1 protein-coding gene is annotated in these 371 nt (G+C 53.4%); it reads left to right on the forward strand.

What is annotated here, in order from left to right; genetic code table 11:
* Positions 1-371: RnfABCDGE type electron transport complex subunit G (locus tag D4A39_RS19450; RefSeq protein ID WP_119918612.1), on the forward strand; the 371-nt coding region annotated here is incomplete at both ends.

Genomic DNA, 371 nt, shown 5'->3' on the forward strand with positions numbered 1-371 from the left:
TGAAGAGGTGAAGCAGGAGTTTGGCGGTAAGGAATTCTCTTTCACCATACATAAGTGCTCAGACAAGAGCGGCAAGCAGCTGGGTGCTGCCGTAGAGAGTACAACCGGTGGTTTCGGTGGCGATCTGAAGGTGCTCGTAGGTTTCGATACTGAGGGCAAGATTATGGGTTATACCGTGCTTCAGGCTTCAGAGACTCCGGGTCTGGGCGCCAAGGCCGCTACCTGGTTTCAGAAGGACGGAAAGGGTAGCATCATCGGTAAGACTCCAAAGGATGGCGACCTCCACGTATCTAAGGACGATAAGAGTGGCAATGCAGTAGACGCCATCACCGCTTCTACCATTACCAGCCGCGCCTTCCTCAAGGCTATCA

This window comes from Alcanivorax profundi (assembly GCF_003597125.1).
Taxonomy (GTDB): domain Bacteria; phylum Pseudomonadota; class Gammaproteobacteria; order Pseudomonadales; family Alcanivoracaceae; genus Alcanivorax; species Alcanivorax profundi.